Raw genomic sequence first — 19448 nt, 5'->3', positions numbered from 1 at the left:
GCAGGCTCACTATTCAAGCATGGACGTTTCGTAAGAACGCATGCGTTCTTATAGACACTCAATTTGGTTACTTTTGATGCTGTAAGCACATATTTGTGCTTACAGCCATTCATCGGCTCTTGTGTCTTCTTTCTCTATCGAGGCACACCCTGTCTGCTCTGTAAGAACGCATGCGTTCTTACAGACGCTCAGATTGGTTACTTATGACGCTGTAAGCACCTATATGTGCTTACAGCCATTCATCGGCGCTTGTGCACACGCCTGTCTGCTCTATAAGAACACATGCGTTCTTACACACGCTTAGATTGGTTACTTTTGACGCTGTAAGCACATATTTGTGCTTACAGCCACACGTCGGCGCTTGTGTCTTCTTTCTCTACCGAGGCACACCCTATCTGTTCTGTAAGAACGCATGCGTTCCTACATACGCTCAACTTGGTTACTTTTGATGCCGTAAGCACCTATATGTGCTAACAGCCATACATCGGCGCTTGCGAACATGACTGTCTGCTCTGTAAGAACGTATGCGTTCTTACAGATGCTCAGATTGGTTACTTATGACGCTGTAAACACATATTTGTGCTTACAGCCATTCATCGACGGTTGTGTCTTCTTTCTCTATCTAGGCACACCCTGTCTGCTATTTAAGAACGCATGCGTTCTTACAGATGCTCAATTTGGTTACTTTTTATGCTGTAAGCACATATTTGTGCTTACAGACACACGTCGACGCTTGTGCACACGCCTGTATGCTCTGTAAGAACGCATGCGTTCTTACAGATGCTCAGATTGGTTAATTTTGATGCTGTAAGCACATATTTGTGCTTTCAGACATTCACCGGCGATTGTTCTCTATCGAGGCACACTCCTGTTTACTCCGTAAGAACGTATGCGTTCTTACAGCAACTCAACTTGGTTACTTTTGATGCTGTAAGCACCTATATGTGCTTACAGCCATTCATTAGCGCTTGTGCACACGTCTGTCTGCTCTGTAAGAACGTATGCGTTCTTACAGATGCTCATATTGGTTACTTTTGACGCTGTAAGAACCTATTTGTGCTTACAGCCATACGTCGGCGCTTGTGTCTTCTTTCTCTATCTAGGCACACCCTGTCTGCTATGTAAGAACGCATGCGTTCTTACATACGCTCAATTTGGTTACTTTTGATGCTGTAAGCACATATTTGTGCTTACAGACACACGTCGACGCTTGTGCACACGCCTGTCTGCTCTGTAAGAACGTATGCGTTCTTACAGATGCTCAGATCAGTTACTTTTGACGCTGTAAGCACCTATGTTAGCTTACAGCCATAGATCGGCGCTTGTGCATACGTCCTGTCTGCTCTGTAAGAACGCATACGTTCTTACAGACACTCTTCTTGGTTACTTTTGTCGCCGTAAGCACATATTTGTTCTTTCAGCCTTTCGTCCGCGATTGTGCACACGACACTTCCACGTCTACACGCGAAATTTAAATAACCGCTTCAATAAAACATAGTTGCTTTAACTTACTTAAGGAGGTTTAAGATCAACGTGACAGACAAAATACTAGTATTTAAAGAAATAGACCAATACGCGGAGGCATTCCGCTCGATTTCACGATCAGTCGGAAGCCGGCCAGAGCTGGGCCACGCGGAATTTTTCGCAGCCGAACTGTTGACTACCGAGCTTACTAAATATGGATTCGAGGTGGAACGCGGCATTTTAGATATCGAAACGTCTTTCCTCGCGGTATTCGATACCGGCAAGCCAGGCCCTACCGTAGGTTTCTTATGCGAATATGACGCGCTCCCAGAGATCGGGCACGCCTGCGGACATCATCTGATCTGCTCAATGAGCGTTGCTGCAGGCGTAGGATTGAAAGCCGCACTGCTTCGCAGCGGACTTGGCGGTAAAATCCGCATCTACGGCACGCCAGCCGAAGAGACACGAGGCGCCAAAGTCCCAATGGCAGCAGCCGGATTATTCGATGATTGTGATTTTGCACTAATGGCGCATCCGTACCATACTTTCGAACAGTCAGGTGAGTCGCTTGCGATGGATGCCATTCAATTCGAGTACAGAGGCCTTGCGGCACACGCGGCTGCCAATCCGGAGGAGGGCATTAATGCACTGGATGCAGTGCTACAGCTGTTCAACAGCATTAACGCGCTCCGCCAGCAGACACGAAGTGACGCTCGCATCCACGGCATCATCGACAATGGCGGCAAAGCGCCGAACATTATTCCCGATTATGCCTCCGCCAAATTTTATGTGCGATCCGCCACTCGCGCATATACGGATGAATTGACGGCCAAGGTGCTGCGCTGCGCAGAAGGTGCGGCTTTGCAAACGGGCTGCACGCTTGCAACAAACGCGTTCGAATTCTCCTATGATGAGCTGTTAACGAACAATACCTTGTCCAAGCAGTTCAATGCCAATCTTATGGAAGCAGGCATACGCCAGGAGCAGATCGAGATTGGCAAAGACCATGGCTCGCTTGATCTTGGCAACGTCTCGGTGCGCTGCCCTGCGATACATCCATACGTCAAGGTCGTTCAGGATCGGCTGCTGCTTCATACTGAAGCTTTCCGCGATGCCGCAATGACCGAATACGCGCTCGACAGCATGCTCTTTGGAGCCAAAATGCTAGCTGCCACCGCATATGACGTTTTTGCCGATCCAGCTCTGCTGGCCCGCATTCGCTCGGAATTTGAGAACCAAACCGTGCGCAAAAACTAAATGCCACTGCATATGACGTTTTTGCCGATCCGGCTCTGTTGACGCGCATTCGTGCGGAATTCGAAATCCAAACCTTGCGCAAAATCTGAATGCCACCGCATATGACGTTTTTGCCGATCCGGCTCTGTTGGCGCGCATTCATGCTGAATTCGAAAACCAAATCGTGCGCAGCAACTACATAGCAAGCTTAAGGAGGCTGGCCTGATTGAGCCAAAGCATCGTCAACAGTCACGAGATTACCCAAATATGTTTATTGGCGGGCAAAATCATTTTGCAAAACGGCGGCGAAACCTACCGCGTTGAGGATACGATGGTGCGGATCGCTGCCGCTTACGGTATTGAGAATTCGCATAGCTTCGTCACGCCAACCGGTATCATATTCGCCATTGACGGCTCCTCCCAAATGACGAAGCTGATTCGCATTAATGAGCGCTCGACCAATCTGCTCAAAGTGTCCCTTGTCAACGATATTTCCAGAAAAATAAGCACAGGCAAGCTGGCGGCTGGCGATGCACATCGATTGCTGCAAGAAATTGATTCAAACGCGTTCGTCTACCCGTCCTGGCTGAAAATCGTAGCGGCCGCCATCGCCAGCGGATGCTTTCTCATTATGTTCCAAGGAAGCTGGCCCGATGCATTGCCTGTCATGCTGACCAGCGGAATAAGCTTTGCTTTTTTCCTTCAGCTTCATCGCATGGTTCCGATCAAATTTTTCGCTGAGTTTATTACCGCGCTTCTCATCGGCACCCTATCTGTATTTTTTGTACATAAAGGCTTTGGATTTGATTTGGACAAAATCATTATTGGCTCGGTCATGCCATTAGTGCCCGGCTTGCATATAACGGCTGCCGTTCGCGATTTAATGGCCGGCCATCTCGTATCCGGACTCTCGAAGGGCGCTGAAGCGTTTCTTACCGCATTTGCGATTGGGGCAGGCATTGCTGCCGTGTTATCTTTTTACTAATTCGAATTGTGGAGGTACATCATCATGATGATGCTTGAACAGCTTGTTACAAGCTTCATAGCTACTGCAGCCTTTGGACTCATCTTCAATGTGCCGAAGCGCACTTTGCTGCACTGCGGCGCCGTCGGCATGATCGGCTGGCTCATCTACGTTTCTTGTACGCAGCTGAATATGGATGCCATCCCCTCCACCTTAATTGCTGCTTTTGTCGTAACCGTCATCAGCCAGCTTTTTGCCAAGCTCTATAAAACCCCTATCATCGTTTTCAGCGTATCGGGAATTATCCCGCTCGTACCTGGAGGCCTTGCATACGATGCGATGCGTAACGTGGTTGAGGACAATTACGACATCGCGGTACAGCTTGCCGTTAAAGCGTTTATGATCTCGGGGGCTATCGCGATCGGGCTTGTATTCTCGGAGGTTATTAATCAAATCATCAGGAAATCGGAACGGAAACATTAGCGTAAAGCATAGGAGGGAAGGTAGACAAACATGCATCCAATTTTGAAGGCTGACGGAAGTCTGGACGAAACACGCATACTCAGGAGAGAACAAATCTATCGAGGAATGAATGGAAATATTATCGAGCGTATTTTCATAAATGAAACCGATTCTCTGATCCTTAAGCCTCTGACAAACGATACACAAGCAGCCGCAGAAGCATAGGTGAATACGCATATGTTATCCGCTTTTCCACCATTTTACCCGAAGCTCATTGCATGCTCTGCGGCGAACGCAACGAAAGAACAATGGTTGCTTTTTGAAGACTTAGGCCCATTATCGCATCGCTTCGAGGAATCGACTGCGATGGAGGTGCTAACCCATACGGTCCAATGGCAAAACAGTGATATCAGCCATCTGAACGGCCTATCAGAGCAAGGTCCTAAACCATCTGCGGCTGAGATGAAACGCGAAATACTTTATTATATTGAAAACGCAGACGTAGAGCAGCGTTGGCCCAGCATCCCGGAGCTGCTCCCCTGCCGAATCCTCTCACTTCTTGAAGGCGAGAGCTTCGATCACGAAGAGCTAGTCCTCTCGCACGGCGATCTCCATCTCGGCAACTACGCCCGCGTGAACGGCAAGGTTAAAGTGCTGGACTGGGAGCATGCACATCTCAACCAGCGGTATTGGGATTTGTATCATGTGATTGATTTATCCCATCCCGTTTTTCCTAAACAAATGACAACGGACATGCGCGAACGACTGCTAGATCATTACCTTGCTGCTCATAACGATATAGGCGCTTCTCTTGATGCCACTCGCTTCAAGCATCGCTATTACTTGTACGCCTCCCTGCTATCGTTATGGATGCTCCAGCTAATCGCTAAGGATCTCCACGCAGATAAAGGCATTTGGCAGATCGACCAGCTTCGCCAGCAGCTGCATGAAACGACTGATAATCTGATGCAATGCGCTGAATATTTGGGCATCAGCTAAATACTGTAACTATATCTTTATCATCTGCTAAGATAGTGCATGTATATGTCATCTGCCAAAATGATTCAAATCAACCTCATCAGCTAAATTAATTCAATTCGATAACATCGAATAAATTACTGTACTTCACTGGTTTTTCACACTCATTATTTCATTACAGCACTACATACGCATTATTTCATTACAGCTCTTCAATCGCATTCCTTGAGCGCAGCATTCCCGCCATTTCCCGAACTTGCTCCTTTGACGGCAGCATCAGCTTCTCTTCAGCAGCCCTCATACCTACTAACGTTTGCTGCGAGATGATACGCTGTTATTATAGCTCTTCAATCGCATACCTTGAGCGCAGCATTCCCGCCATTTCCTGAACTAACTTGCTCCATTGACGGCAGCACCAACTTCTCTTCAGCAGCACTCATACCTTCGTTTGCTGCGAGATGATACACTGTTATTACAGTTCTTCAATCGCATACCTTGAGCGCAGCATACTCGCCATTTCCTGAACTTGCTCCTTTGACGGCAGCACCAGCTTCTTTTCAGCAGCCCTCATACCTTCTAACGTTTGCTGCGAGACGATACACTGTTTAATCGCATCAATAAAAGCTTGTCCAGCACCTGTCCCAAGCCCCGTCAATTGTTCCAAGCTCGCGGTACTGCCCGCCATGACCTCGGGGTAATCGTTCGAACCCGCTCCATTCGCTGCGTGGTCGTAGAAGGACTTTACGAATTGCGCACGTTCTTCACCGGAGCCTTCCGCTACGATGAACGCTTGCACGGTATAAGCATGAGTCTGCCGCCGCTGAGCGATTCCACAGAACTTAAAGCCATTAATGCTTAGATCGAATTCTCCTGGGCAGTATGCACCCGCAATTTCTCCTTTGTCCACATTGCAGCCCGTTCCCTGAAGCGCCGCTCCAATTAGTCCGTACATCCTCTCGAAATCCTCATGGAAATGAAACGAATCAACGGATGGCTTCGGCATGATCAAGGATAGATTAATGACACCTGGATCAAGAGGCACAGCTGCGCCGCCTGAATTACGGACCGCAGTCGACCAGCCTTTCTCCTGAAGCATGCGCTCGGCTTCGGCAGCCCGAGGCAGCCTGCTGTCGCGCAATCCCATCACAAAGCCTTGGGAATGTCGCCATAAATGGAGAATCGATGGCCCCCCCTTGCCCGCTGTCCGGCAAAGAAGCTCATCCAGCGCAAAAGCGTACAGCACGTCAGGTTCACCAAGCTCCTTCGTCCGATCGAGCAGCAATATATTGTCTAGACCCAGCTTATCCAGCGGCTTTTGTTCCATATGTCTTTTTTCAGCCCTCTCTAGTCAAGCGCTCCTTGCATTTGCTATTATTCTTATTTTAACGAATAATGAACGCTTGCGCATCTACTCTCAAAGAATCAGACAGCATTCGATCAATAATGCTCTCCCCCTTATTGCCAAGGGCGAACGCTTTCAATACAATAAGGGTATTGTCATGCAGCGTCTAGGGGGAAGCACCAACATGGAAGCAATCAATGAAAAGGTAGCATACGAGAACCCATTGCTGTCGCTGCGAATTTTTCAAACGATGCGCGATCTGGATGGATTTACGAATTGGCATTTCCATAAGCAGCTGGAGCTGCTTCTTATTCTTGAAGGCGATCTGGACGTATATATCGACGAGGAATGCTATCACTTGACCAGCGGTGACGTCATGATCATCGGAGCCCATGAGCTGCACCGCGACCGCAGTCACAGCCTGCTTGATTACATCGTGCTGCAATTCGACCTTGAGCCCTTTTTTGATCAAAGCACAATTCCGTATATGCGTTTTTTCTCGGAAACCCAATTGCCTCTGAGCAAAGCAAATTATATTTTTCAGGAGAATCGTGCCGTCAAGGAGCAGACCGCTTCGTATATTCAGCAAATGTTAAATGAAGCTGACCGCAAGGAAACCGGCTACGAGCTGGCTGTCAGTGTGCTCATTAAGCAAATATTGCTTATACTGCTGCGTCATGACAGCCGTAAGGTGCTCATCGAACAAGACAATTTCGACCGCATTCGTCTGAAGCCCGTGCTCGATTACATCGAGAACCATTTGACGGACCGTATCCAAGTAGATGAGGTTTGCAAAATCGCCAATATGAGCTACTACTATTTCGTCAAATATTTCAAGAAAACCATCGGGCTCTCTTTTACCGAATATGTGAATTATCGAAAAGTGAAGTGGGCAGAGCGGATTCTGCTGACCAAGGATTTGAGTATATCGGAGGTGGGCGAGCGGATCGGCATGCCGAATATGGCCCATTTCTACAAAATGTTCAAGAAATACAACGACTGCTCACCGAAACAGTTTCAACGAAAAATGCTCGTGTGGAATAAGCAAGAGCAGACATAGAAAAAGCTCGTCCGCCCTATAATTTCGGGGTAACGAGCTTTTTTGGCATCACGAGCTTATAACCTACGCCACGGATCGATTCGATTTGTACGGATTGCTGGCCAAGCTCAAGCTTCTTCCGCAAGGAGCTGACATGAACGTCTACCGTACGCTGCCCGCCGATATAATCGAAGCCCCATACGACATTCATCAGGTCGTCCCGCGTAATGACCATGCCCGGACGCTGCACCAGATAAAGTAAAACCTCGAATTCCTTCGGCCTTAGCGGAATCGTCTCGCCGCCTAGAATGACCTCGTATTTCTCTGGATAAATGGATAATTCCCCAGCCGTAATGACCTTTTCCGTTGATTCAATCGGCTTGCTGTCGTCAAGCTGCGTCCTGCGAAGCACCGCAGATACGCGGGCAAGCAGCTCAGCAACGCCAAACGGCTTCGTAATGTAGTCGTCTGCCCCATGCTTCAGGCCTTGCACGACTTCCTCTTCCGCATTGCGTGCTGTCAAAATAATAACAGGCGTTCTAACGCCGTTCTGACGAAGTCGGTTCAGAATTTCAAAACCATTCATGCCTGGAAGCATGATGTCGAGAATGACTAAATCGAAATTACGCTGCAAAGCGGTTTGCAAGCCTTCTCCGCCATGATCAATAACGGTCGTTTCATAGCCCTCTTGGGTCAAATTGTACGACAAAAGCCTAGCTAATGTCGGTTCATCTTCTATTACGAGCACTTTATGCGACATGTTACCTCCAGCTTGGCGTATGGCAGTGCCATAGGCACCGCCTCCGCATATTTAAACCTTTTGCACTTAGTTTATCATGGTTTCATGAAGAATAGGTAAATCTTTTTTCTATTGCAGGACAGGCAGCTCAATTGTAAAAGTAGAGCCGACTCCCACCGCGCTAGTTACGGAGATCGTTCCTTTATGCAGCTCGACCAAATGCTTAACGATGGATAAGCCAAGCCCCGTGCCGCCTGAGCTGCGGGAACGGGCTTTATCTACACGGTAGAACCGTTCGAATATGCGGGGCAAATCCTTCTTCGGAATGCCAATTCCGGAATCGCTGATTTGAATGCGGATGTAGTCATCGCCAATACCTTCCACCATCAATGCGACTCTACCGCCCTCAGGGGTGTAGTTAATGCCATTGGAGAGCAAATTCATAATGATCTGCCTTAGCCTGTCCTCATCCGCTTCCACGTACAGGCCTGGCTCAACGTTCACGCTCAGCTCAATTCGTTTGCGTGCAGCCTCCGACTCGAGCAGCGTGATCGACTTGTCAACAAACGTATCGACCTCTACAGGAGAGAATACGAGCGGAACCCGCCTTGATTCGATTTTGGAAAGCTCCAAAATGTCACCGATCAAGCGGTTAAGCCGGTCGCTCTCGTCATATATAATTTGCAGGAAAGACCGCGCGGTTTCCTCATCATTCACCGCACCGCCGAGCAGCGTCTCCGCAAAGCCTTTTACAGCGGTTATCGGCGTTTTCAGCTCATGGGATACGTTTGCAACGAACTCGCTCCTCATCCGCTCCAGCCTGCGAATCGCCGAGACGTCCTGCAGGACGAGCAGCACGCCAGAGAACTCATTGCCTTCTGGATGAATCGGCACTAAATTAAGCTCAAGCAGCCTCTCCTCCGGAAAGTAGAACGTAATCTCCTCGCGCAGATGCTCTTTGCTGTTCAGGCCCTCTTGAATCATTTGGGATAGCTCGTACTGCTGCTTCGCTTCGGCATAATGCCGCCCAACGAGCTCACGTGCGGAGAATCCGAGTACTTCCTCGGCGCGTCTGTTCATGAGCACGATTTTCCCGCTGCGGTCAATCATCACAATTCCGTTAATCATGTTGTCGAGCACGCTCTCCAGCTGATTCTCGTTCTGCTGAATTCTTGTCATCTGAACCTGCAAGCTATCTGCCATCGCATTAATAGCGTTGCCAAGCTCGCCAATTTCATCCTGCTTCGTCACTTTTACTCTAGCTTTATAATCCATATTTTTTATCCGTTTGGCTACTCTTGTAATCTGCTCAAGCGGGCGAGTCAAGCTAAGCGCTAGTCGATAGCTGATTAGAGCGGCGATGAGAAACAGCACAAGCAAGCCTGCGAACAAGAGCAACGTTAGTTGATTGATGCTCTCGTCTACCTCTTTCAAGCTCATTGCCAGCCTTATGACATCCGGCGCTTGATTCGGAACGACTTTTACCGGAATGGCTACGTACATCATATTTTGCTTAATCGTATCGCTTGCCCGAATCGCTCTGCCCGTTCCTGCGTTCAGCGCTTCCTTGACCTCGGTCCGGTCCAAGTGATTATCCATATCCGCCGGATCGCCATCTGAATCGCCTAGCACGGCCCCGTCATTACGTATGAAAGTAACCCTTGCTCCTGTATAACGCTTAAGCTCCTTCGCTTCCTTCGAGTAATAATTATGAAGCTGTGATATTTCGCCGGATTTCCACTCCATTTTGGCCGAAATGATCTGCATCTCGCGCACCATATTGTCTTCCAGCGCATTAATGTGGTTTTCTTTGAATGTTTTGACCATGAATAACCCTGCTGCTATGACCGACAAGGCAATCATCGCGATCATAATGAGCGTCAGCCTGGTTCGAAAGCTGTTCATCCAATTCACTCCCTACGTTTATTCAAGTACGGAACGCTTTCGCTGTCTGCTGCTAACCCTAACATACAACGTTTATCGTACATGGGTCGCCGCGCTTTCGCCACCCTTGCCTTTGTTAAGTTTTTGTAAAACATAATGATGAAGCGTAGCGAGCGGCTGCTGGATTAGAATCGATAAAACGACAGGCACCGCAGCGAGCGGGCTGAAATAGCCTAGCGCGAGCACAATGCCAAGGGAGATATTGCGCATTCCCGTTGCGTAGGAAACCGTTATCTGCTGCTCGTCATTGCGCAGCGAGGCTGTTCCGATATATCCGAAGGCATAGCATAAACCGACAAGCAAAACAACCAATGGAACAAGCACCGCCATGTCCTGCTTCAGCTTGTCCAAATGCGGCGCGATCGCGGATGCATTCAAGGAAACAACCGCTACGAAGCATAGCTTCGAGAGGGGCGACGTGTACGGCGCAACGGCATGCTGGATGCGCCCGCGGCTGAACTGGTTCAGCGCAACGCCTATAATAGTAGGAAGCACAATAATAACGAGTAAATCCAGCACAATCGGTCCAGCTTCCACCTCGACGGCCGATTTGAAAAAGAGCTGAATGCCTGCGGGAACAACAAGAGGACTAAGCGCCGAGTCCAGCACAACCATCGCCAGCATAAGCGGAACGCTGCCTCCCGACATGCCGACCCAAAGCACCGTGGAAACGCCAATCGGTATGATCGTAAACAATACGAGTCCAACCACATACGGAGAGTCAGCTCCAAAAGCCAATATGCCAAGTCCATATGCCACTAAAGGCGAGAGCACATGGGCAATGAGGAAGGTCAGCACCATGATGCCTGGACGCCTCATGACTACCCGCAATTGGCCTAAGCCGCAGCCGATCGCCATCGTCAGCGTTACGTAAGCAAATAGATAAGGAACGGACGGAATATAGGATTGCAGCTGATCAGCAAAAATAAAACCAAGCACTAAGGAGCCTGGAATAATAATAAACATCCATTTTTCAAAATGACGATTAAAAGCCAAACCGAATTCACGCATAATTAATCCCTCGTTTACCTCGTCTAGTCGATTTTGTACATAAGCTATATAATAGCATAGTCAACCCGCACATGAACGGAATCTCTTGAACTTCACGCGCGAAGGAGCCGATAGATGAAGAACGGTAAATTCACCAATACGATTATTCGCATGCAATATGTGCCAAGGTGGAGCGAGCATGCGCCTCGTTTCGAGGATAATGCATCCGCCCATAGCTTTAGATGCGCCGCTTTATCCATTATGATTGGGATTATCGAGGAGAAGGTCTACAGCAACCCGCTCGATAAGCTCAAGCTGCTAGGCAGATGCCTTTGGGGCGATTTGAACAACACGGGCACCGGCTCCATCAAGCATGTGACCAAGAAAGAATCGCTTGTCATGAATCATATTCGCAGCTATGAGCAGGAGCTTAGTAAGGAGATCGTTTCTTATTTGTCGAAATCGTTGCAGGAGCAGGCATTCGACTATATCGTAAAAGCGCAGGATGATACGTACATCGGCCGTTTGGTCGATGCGATCGATACGCTGGATGCCTACCTGTATTGCCACCGGGAATCCCGTTACGATTCCAACCCGTTCTTTCATGCCAAGCACAAGGAGCTGGAGCAGACGCTTGCAGATACTGGACTGGCGTCGGTTACTTGGCTGCTCGATGAATACAAAAAACAATCCGGCCTCTATGAGTTTGTTCAATATATCGTTGCGCTGGATACCGTTCAAAGATGGAATGGCAGCTATAATCTCGTACCCGATAATGATGCAACGCATTCGTTCCGAGTGGCTTCGCTTGCCTTGTTCAATGGACTGCTTGAGCGGGAGCGTTTCGGCAATAAAAGCATTGATTTGTACAAGCTGCTGGCCAAAGCCACCCTACACGACTTGCCTGAGGCGCTGTCTGGCGATGTCGTCTCGAATTTCAAGCATAACAATCCGGATATCAAGCTCGCATTCGAGCAATATGAGAAAGAAACCGCGTTGTTCATGATCAATAAGCTGCCCGAGCTGTTTCACGCGGACATGCTCGAATTTATCGCGCACAGCAAATCGGATGACTATGTCGGTGAAATGGTCGATATCGCAGACAAGCTGGACGCCTTGATCAAAGCGAGCTTAGAGATGCGCAACAATCCTCATTATGCGGACACTTACTATAATCAATTGTTGAAAGTCCAGCATCGGTATGAGAATCCCTGCGTTATTTTTTTTCTTGCCTATACTCTGCATGACCTCACCTACTCCAATTTAATTGGACAATAGCGACTGTCGCCTTGCTGCAAGTGTGGCAGATCGCGTAGAGCTAGATCACGCAGCCCTTGTGTTGGAATAAGAAATGTCGGAATACAAAAAAGCAGATTGCCGAGTTTCCTCGACAGTCTGCTTTTTACATTCACATCCGCATTCCTTGCACGAAAAACGGCTTCTGCTAGCTGCTGCCTTCCGCGCTCCAACCGAACGGATAAGCCGCCGATATTTCTAGTGGCAGCTTCCCCTTCGGCACGAGATCGCCGAGCAGTGCTTTGGCTGCGGCGGCAAGCGCTAAAGGTCTGCATTCGTAAACAGCGATATACCCTTTCACTTGAGGATATAGCAATAGATCAAGCGGATTCCTTACCGAGACCGCTACTGTTCGTTCAGGCGCTAAGCGTACAGCCTCGCGCGCGACATCGCGCTCCACCGGATGCTTCGATGCATCATAGGTTACAACAACGATTTGGCTGAACTGGTCCAAATCGGCTAGCGGACCCGGTTCATTCATGTGGCGCTCAACGACGTTCGCGCCAAGCTCTTGCAGAAAATATCCGAGTGAACCATCGCCCGACAGCATCTCATCCGCAACGGAAACGGGAACGATCTCAGGCCAAAGCACCAGCGTGCTTTCACCTCTGCTTAATGGTAGCAGCCCGTCGTCATTTGTCACCAAAGTGACCGATGCCTCGCTCCATTTTCTCGCTACCGCTTTATTCGCTTCCGTACCGATCATCGATTCAACCTGCGACCAAGGCTGCAGGGCTTCATCCAGCTTCCGCTTTTCTTTCAGCGTCATAACCCTGTCAAGCGCTTCATTGATACGAGCCTCGTCAAGCTCTCCGCTCTCTACTGCCGCAGCAACCGCTTCCAGAGCTAACCGCTGCTTCTCGAAGGTGTGGCTGATGAGCACCATATCTGCTCCCGCTTGTAGTGCCTTGATTGCGCCTTGCTCCGGTCCATACGTTTTGTCAATGGCATCCATCTCTAGGCAATCTGTCACGACAACCCCGTTATAGCCCAGCTCTTTGCGCAGCAGGCCGGTCAAGACCGGCTTGGACAACGTAGAAGGTACGCCGGTAGCATCAAGCGCAGGCAAGCATACATGAGCGGTCATGATACAATCTGTTCCCGCTTCAATGGCGGCTCTGAACGGCTTCAGCTCAATCGCTTCCAAGCGCTCGCGGCCATGCTGCAGAATAGGCAGCGCATGATGCGAATCAACCGCAGTATCGCCGTGACCTGGAAAATGCTTAACCGTTGCGGATACTCCTGCTGCTTGATACCCCGCTACCGCAGCGGCTCCGAGCTCTGCTACGACAGACGAGCGATCGCTATAGGAACGGACATTAATGACCGGATTGTCAGGATTATTGTTAACGTCAATGCATGGCGCGTAATTCATCGTGATGCCGAGCTGACGGAGCTCCTCTCCGCAGACTCGCGCCGTTTCCATCGCTCCTTCAGCAAGCCCTGCCGCTCCCAGCGCCATATTGCCCGGCATAAGCGTCACTCCTTCAACCAACCGCGCCACCATGCCGCCCTCTTGGTCGATTGCGATGAACAATGGCGGATTGCCTGCTTGCTTCGCAATGCTTTGAAGCTCTGTGCTTAGCCGATGAACCTGCTCCGCATCCTTCACGTTGCGGGTGAAATAAATCGTCCCGCCGATGCCATTTGCTTCAATCAGCTGTTTGATCGGCTCAGACGGCTCATAGCCATGAAACCCGAATACAAACAATTGTCCGATTTTCTTCTTCAAGCCCCAGCTTTGCCATTCTCGTCCGTTCGTCAATATTTCCCCATCCTCTCGTTTTTCGAAACGCAAACCGGCTATTCGTTCCATGTTGCATGCTCTGGATTGCCGCCCTGCCTTCTGCTTCGATAGTCAGTCGGGTTCTCTCCCGTATATTTCATGAACACCTTGGTAAAATATCGCCGCTCCGCATACCCGACTTCCTTGGCAATTTGGGCTATGCTCTTGGCCGTTTCACCCAGCATCGCCTTCGCTCGCTCCATTCGCTGACGAGTAACATATTCAATAAACGTTTCTCCGAATGTTTGCTTAAACAATAAGCTGAAATAAGAGGTGCTCAGCCCGACATGCGTCGCTGTCTCCTCTACGCTTAAATCACGATATAGATTGCGATCCAGAAACGATTTCGCCTCCGACATCGAACGCTCGGATTGTTTTTTCTTATCCGTCGACTTTTCCGATACGGCATTCGTAACCTGACGGATGACCGACAGCAAATCCTTAATGCCAAATCGCCGGTCCAATCTTCGCCACAGCATATCCTCCTGCTCGCGCGAGAAAATCCCCATTTCCTTCATCTCCCGCATCAGGTGGAGCACAAAGAAGTGCAGCAGCGGCTTGACGCGATTAAGAGAAGGCTCGTTCATACGCTGCAACAGCGTCGTAATGCCCTGCAGCTCGTTGTCTACGCCGATAGAATCACCGCGTTTGACTGCACCGATCATTTTCTCGGCGGTATCCCAGAAAGCTTGATCGGCCTGCGATGATTTCTGCTGCTCGGACGGATACACCGCAATGCTATCGTGCTCCGGCGTTAGCTGCATCCCTTGCTGCACCAGCTTATAGGCTTGCGACAAGTCAGCCACGGCAGCAAATTCCCGGAATATCCCCGCAAACAAAGACAGCTTTACATGGTTTTTGATGGCGGACATCAGCATTTCCGCCCAGCCTTTAATTTCCGATAGGTCAAAGGCTGCCTCCTTATCCGTTTCAATAAGCACGCACCATTCGCCATCGCGGATTTGAATGACTGCATAATGCAGCCCGTTCTGCTGCAGTCGTTCGCGAAGCACATTGCAGACGGCAAAGTTCCATAGCTTTCTTTCCTTATCCGACCAGTCCCGCCAATCCTTCGTCGACTCTGAGCTAACATCCAGATCGAGCACGATTAAGACGAACTGCTGCTGCTTCAGCTGCTGTTCGTCTCCGGTCAGCAGCCAGTTGTCTGCAGTCACATCGGTATAATCCATAATAATGTCATATAGAATTTTTTCACTGGCTAGATCTATCATGCGGCCTAGCTTCTGCTTCTCTTCCTGCAGCTGCTTCAGTTTGTTACGCTGACTGGACATCACGCGCGCGATCACGCCGGTAAGCTCATCGTACGGAATGGGCTTCAGCACGTAATCATTGACGCCGAACTGAATGGCTGTGCGCGTATAAGCAAAGTCCTGATAACCCGAGAGCATAATAATATCGCACGGCATCGCTTTATCCCGGATATGCCGTACCAGCTCCAACCCGTCCATTACCGGCATCCGGATATCGCATAGCAATAAATCAAAGGAATGCTGCTCCATAAGCTCCAGCGCTTCCATGCCGTTTTTTGCCGTCCCGCCAACAGTTAGGCCAAGCATTTCCCAGGGAATAACCTTTTCTAAATTTCTCGTTATATGTGCTTCATCGTCGACTAAGAGCACTTTACCTGTCATAGCTGATCACCTCTGCTCTTCGGAATTACACAGCGAATAACGGTACCGCTGCCCTCTTGGCTGCATACCCACAAGCCAAAAGCAGGGCCGTAATGAATGCGCAAGCGATCGGCAACATTGCGAAGGCCCAGTCCTCTGCGCTCACCGACCTCAACGGCATTTGTCGGGCCGTTTGACGAGCCTTGCTCTGCCGCGAGCTTCTTGAGCACATTTGCGCTCATGCCAAGCCCGTTATCACGGACCAAAATGACTATTTGATAAGGCTCGGTCAACACATCGATCACAATTTTACCTTGACCATCCTCATAGCCGTCAAATCCGTGCTGAATGCTGTTTTCCACCAATGGCTGCAGCGTGAGCTTCAAAATGGAGAAATCCAACGCCTCTGCCGGCACATTCAGCTCATAAGAGAACAGCTCCTCGAAACGGTACTTCTGAATTTCCAAGTAACTGCGCACATGCTCAATCTCTTGATTAAGCCTGATTTCTTCCGTATGATGCATGCTCGTACGCAGCAAATTGCTTAGCCTGCGCACCATCAGCATGATTTTGGCGCCTTCATTCTGAGCGGCAAGCGCGTTAATCGACTCCAACGTATTAAATAGGAAATGGGGCTTGATCTGCGCCTGCATCAGCATCATCTCGGCATGCTGCTTGCGAGCCTGCTCCCGTCTGACCTCGCTAAGCAGGTTGCCGATCCGTTCAACCATGCTGTTGAAGCTATTGGCGAGAAGCACCGTTTCGTCCTTGCCTTGGGCGGTCACGCGGATATCAAGCAAGCCTTGCTCGACAAGCCTCATCTTGCGCACCACTTTAATAATCGATTTGGCTACGCGGTTAACGAAGAAGATATTAAATAAAACTGCGGACAATAAGCCGAGCACCGTTATCATGCCAATCCATTGCACGAATCTAACATTCTCGTTCGTTAGCGAGTTCCAAGGCTTAACAGAGACCAGAATCCATTCGTTGCGATCCAATTGATAAGAGGACACCAGGCTGTCTACGCCTTCGAACTTTACCCTGGAGCTGTTGTAGTTGCTCGTCTGCTGCGGCAGCGAATCAGTCTGTTCATTAATATTGCGGCCATCGAATTCGCTCTTGCTGTCTAGCATGATGAGCCCTGATTTATTAACGATCAAATATCTGGTCTCGGCGGCATCCGCCTGCGGATTCTGAAACGCTTTGAGCATCGCCGAAACTTCTTCCGTTTTGTACTGCGTAATCATAACGCCTAGATCATTGAACGTCTCGATATCCTTCACCACGCGCATCTGCGTGAACAGAGGCGGATCAACGCCTGTCAGCTCCCTCTGCTCATACGGGCCAATCCAAAGCGGTCGCCCCCCAAGTTTTAATACCTGATCATACGTCGAATGGGCTTTCAGCATATCGAAGGAAATCGGCTTGAACGTTGTTGGATCGTTGCGATAGGAGCGAAACATCGTACCGTCCTTCGCATAGAGAACTACGAAGCTAACGGCTGGATGCTGAAACAGGATTCTTTTCATTTCTTTCTCGGCTTGGTTAATCGCAATGAGCGTACTGGCGTCATTCGATGTGTAAGTGCTGTATTTCAGCGTATCCTGAACCTCGGAGCTCGTAAGATTGCCATCAGATAGCTGATCCAGCTCGCGGAAGAAATAGCGGATGTTCCCGCCAACCGCCCTGAGCGAAATTTCCGTTTGCTCGCTATATTTTTTCTCAAGCAGCGTCTCTGAATTAAGGAAGGAGAAGATGCCGAGGCCAATCATCGGGATCACGATCAGGCATATGAAAGCAAGCATCAATTTCGGTCTCAGGTTCATCTGGCAGGCTCCTTCTTGTTTACCCCTTCACGCTTCCCGCCGTCATGCCTTCAATAATCTGCCGCTGTAAAAACACGTACACGGCAAGCACGGGTATAATGCTGATAATGACCGCAGCCGACAGCGACGCAAAGTTCGTGCGATAGCCGTCATTGAAGGTAGCCATGCCGGTTGGAAGCGTTTTGAGCGATTCGGACGTAATAAACAGCTGCGATAATATATATTCGTTCCAATTGGATATGAAGTTCAGAATGAAGACGGTAACGAGTGCGGGCAGCGAAATCGGAATGATTACCTTGAAGAACAGGCCTACTGCACCCAAGCCATCCACAATGCCCGCTTCCTCCAGCTCATTCGGGATCGAGAGCATAAAGGCATAAATGATAAACACGGTTATAGGCAATGCATATGTGCAGTATACCAAAATTAATGACCAATGCGTATCGTATAAAGGCTGTCCGAATACTTTAATGCCTTGTACCAAACGGTACAAAGGGATAAATAGCGCGCCTGGCGGCACGATCAGGCCAAGCAATATGAACTGATAAATCGCTTTATTCGATTTTTTGTATTTCATGCGAGCGATCGCAAAGGAAGTCATCGCCGCGAACAGCAGCGTAAGCACGCATGCAATGACCGTTACGAACGTACTATTCCATGCATATTTGCCGATATTCGCCGTTTGCCATGCAGCAGCGTAATTATCAAAGTTAAAGCTTGTAGGCAGCGACCATGTATTGACCGTTATTTCGCGGTTCGTTTTGAACGAAGACATGAACAGCCATAGCAGCGGGAAGAGCAACACGATCACGTAACCGAACAGAAAGGTATGCATCCACCACTGCGAATTCCGTGTTTTTCCCATTAGTATTGCACCTCTTCGCTTTTCGTGATGCGCTGCAGAATGCCGGTCAACACCAAAATAATAAGGAACATCGCAACTCCAATCGCGCTTCCATAACCAAGCTCCAGCGAGCGGAAGCCTACTTTAAGCATATAGGTCGACATGACCTCCGTAGATTGGAATGGCCCGCCATTCGTCATGATTTGCACGATATCGAGCACCTTCATCGTTCCCGAAACCGTGAGCAGCAGCATGACGAACAGGATCGGCCTAACGAGCGGCAGCGTTATGGACCATGTTTCCTGCCAGCCGTTTACCCCGTCCAGCTTGGATGCTTCGACAATCTCTTTCGGAATGTTTAGAATTGCTGCCAAACAAAGCACAATGAAGAAGCCGATATTTTGCCAGGCATTGGCGATCAAGATCGAAAGCATCGCAAGCTTCGGATCAGACAACCATTCACGGGCCCAATCATCCGGCGCAACGAGGCGAATAAATTGATTGATCATACCTGAATCATAGTTGTAGAGCACGCCGAACAAAATCGCAACCGTTGCCGTCGATATGACGACCGGTACGAACACGGCCGATTTGTAAAAGTCACGCATCCGTCTAACTTTACTAATAACGATAGAAATCAGAAAGACGAGCGGAATGTTCACGATTAAGGAAAACGCCATGAAATAAAAGTTGTTGACCAGTGCTTTTCTAAAAACCGCATCCTGCCAAAGTCTCGTGAAATTATCGAAGCCGATAAACACTTTTTCGGTAATGCCATCCCAGCGAAAGAAACCGTAGAAGAAGGATACGATAACAGGGTATACGAAAAACAAGGCGTATAATGCAAGCGTCGGAATAATGAACGCCACGTAAGTAATCGGATTTCTGAGTGCTCTGTTCATAA

16 protein-coding genes are annotated in these 19448 nt (G+C 49.2%); 7 read left to right on the top strand and 9 right to left on the bottom strand.

Annotated features, from left to right (window positions below; genetic code table 11):
- The first annotated feature begins 1533 nt into the window (after positions 1 to 1533).
- From AB4Z29_RS20285 to AB4Z29_RS20265, 5 genes are all read left to right on the top strand, one after another.
- On the top strand, positions 1534 to 2721 hold the full coding sequence (locus tag AB4Z29_RS20285; protein WP_441944808.1) for a M20 family metallopeptidase: 1188 nt from the start codon (positions 1534 to 1536) through the stop codon (positions 2719 to 2721).
- Between the two features lie 205 nt (positions 2722 to 2926).
- The gene (locus AB4Z29_RS20280) at positions 2927 to 3685 is read left to right on the top strand and encodes a threonine/serine exporter family protein (protein WP_441944807.1); all 759 of its coding nucleotides are present in this window, start codon (positions 2927 to 2929) and stop codon (positions 3683 to 3685) included.
- Positions 3686 to 3709: 24 nt separating this feature from the next.
- On the top strand, positions 3710 to 4147 hold the full coding sequence (locus tag AB4Z29_RS20275; RefSeq protein WP_441944806.1) for a threonine/serine exporter family protein: 438 nt from the start codon (positions 3710 to 3712) through the stop codon (positions 4145 to 4147).
- A 30-nt stretch (positions 4148 to 4177) separates the two neighbouring features.
- A complete protein-coding gene (locus tag AB4Z29_RS20270) occupies positions 4178 to 4351 on the top strand; it encodes a hypothetical protein (RefSeq protein ID WP_441944805.1) in 174 nt (57 codons plus the stop codon).
- A 12-nt stretch (positions 4352 to 4363) separates the two neighbouring features.
- Positions 4364 to 5125, top strand: a complete 762-nt coding sequence (locus tag AB4Z29_RS20265; RefSeq protein WP_441944804.1) for a phosphotransferase family protein — start codon at positions 4364 to 4366, stop codon at positions 5123 to 5125.
- A 451-nt stretch (positions 5126 to 5576) separates the two neighbouring features.
- Here the strand turns inward: AB4Z29_RS20265 and AB4Z29_RS20260 are convergent, their stop codons facing one another.
- Complete coding sequence (locus tag AB4Z29_RS20260) at positions 5577 to 6428, bottom strand: lipoate--protein ligase family protein (protein WP_441944803.1); 852 nt, start codon at positions 6426 to 6428, stop codon at positions 5577 to 5579.
- A 202-nt stretch (positions 6429 to 6630) separates the two neighbouring features.
- On the opposite strand from AB4Z29_RS20260, the gene AB4Z29_RS20255 reads away from it, so the two are divergent.
- The gene (locus tag AB4Z29_RS20255; RefSeq protein WP_441944802.1) at positions 6631 to 7506 is read left to right on the top strand and encodes an AraC family transcriptional regulator; all 876 of its coding nucleotides are present in this window, start codon (positions 6631 to 6633) and stop codon (positions 7504 to 7506) included.
- 16 nt (positions 7507 to 7522) lie between these two features.
- Here the strand turns inward: AB4Z29_RS20255 and AB4Z29_RS20250 are convergent, their stop codons facing one another.
- The 3 genes from AB4Z29_RS20250 to AB4Z29_RS20240 form a co-directional block, all read right to left on the bottom strand.
- The gene (locus tag AB4Z29_RS20250; RefSeq protein ID WP_183569165.1) at positions 7523 to 8245 is read right to left on the bottom strand and encodes a response regulator transcription factor; all 723 of its coding nucleotides are present in this window, start codon (positions 8243 to 8245) and stop codon (positions 7523 to 7525) included.
- A 108-nt stretch (positions 8246 to 8353) separates the two neighbouring features.
- Positions 8354 to 10129, bottom strand: coding sequence for a two-component system histidine kinase PnpS (gene pnpS / locus AB4Z29_RS20245; RefSeq protein WP_441944801.1), 1776 nt, complete (start codon positions 10127 to 10129; stop codon positions 8354 to 8356).
- A gap of 72 nt (positions 10130 to 10201) precedes the next feature.
- Positions 10202 to 11179 (bottom strand): bile acid:sodium symporter family protein, encoded by a 978-nt coding sequence (locus AB4Z29_RS20240; RefSeq protein ID WP_441944800.1) that lies wholly within the window; start codon positions 11177 to 11179, stop codon positions 10202 to 10204.
- A gap of 114 nt (positions 11180 to 11293) precedes the next feature.
- Between AB4Z29_RS20240 and AB4Z29_RS20235 the strand changes: the two genes are divergently transcribed.
- Positions 11294 to 12436, top strand: a complete 1143-nt coding sequence (locus tag AB4Z29_RS20235) for a YfbR-like 5'-deoxynucleotidase (protein WP_441944799.1) — start codon at positions 11294 to 11296, stop codon at positions 12434 to 12436.
- Between the two features lie 166 nt (positions 12437 to 12602).
- Here the strand turns inward: AB4Z29_RS20235 and AB4Z29_RS20230 are convergent, their stop codons facing one another.
- The 5 genes from AB4Z29_RS20230 to AB4Z29_RS20210 are packed head-to-tail and all read right to left on the bottom strand — an operon-like array spanning position 12603 to position 19446.
- A complete protein-coding gene (locus tag AB4Z29_RS20230) occupies positions 12603 to 14219 on the bottom strand; it encodes a glycoside hydrolase family 3 protein (protein ID WP_441944798.1) in 1617 nt (538 codons plus the stop codon).
- Positions 14220 to 14257: 38 nt separating this feature from the next.
- Entirely contained in the window at positions 14258 to 15892 is a 1635-nt protein-coding gene (locus AB4Z29_RS20225) for a response regulator transcription factor (protein WP_441944797.1), read from the bottom strand.
- Positions 15889 to 17700 carry a cache domain-containing sensor histidine kinase gene (locus AB4Z29_RS20220; protein ID WP_441944796.1) on the bottom strand — a complete coding sequence of 604 codons (1812 nt, stop codon included), beginning with the start codon at positions 17698 to 17700 and terminating at the stop codon, positions 15889 to 15891. Before AB4Z29_RS20220 ends, AB4Z29_RS20225 begins: the two co-directional genes overlap by 4 nt.
- 19 nt (positions 17701 to 17719) lie before the next feature.
- On the bottom strand, positions 17720 to 18565 hold the full coding sequence (locus AB4Z29_RS20215; RefSeq protein ID WP_441944795.1) for a carbohydrate ABC transporter permease: 846 nt from the start codon (positions 18563 to 18565) through the stop codon (positions 17720 to 17722).
- Entirely contained in the window at positions 18565 to 19446 is an 882-nt protein-coding gene (locus tag AB4Z29_RS20210) for a carbohydrate ABC transporter permease (RefSeq protein WP_441944794.1), read from the bottom strand. Before AB4Z29_RS20210 ends, AB4Z29_RS20215 begins: the two co-directional genes overlap by 1 nt.
- Positions 19447 to 19448 lie beyond the last annotated feature (2 nt).

Origin of the sequence: Paenibacillus sp. 2TAB23 (assembly GCF_052115165.1) — a bacterium.
Taxonomy (GTDB): domain Bacteria; phylum Bacillota; class Bacilli; order Paenibacillales; family Paenibacillaceae; genus Pristimantibacillus.
Note: the sequence above shows the minus strand (reverse complement) of the source record. Positions and strands in the feature narration are given on the sequence as shown.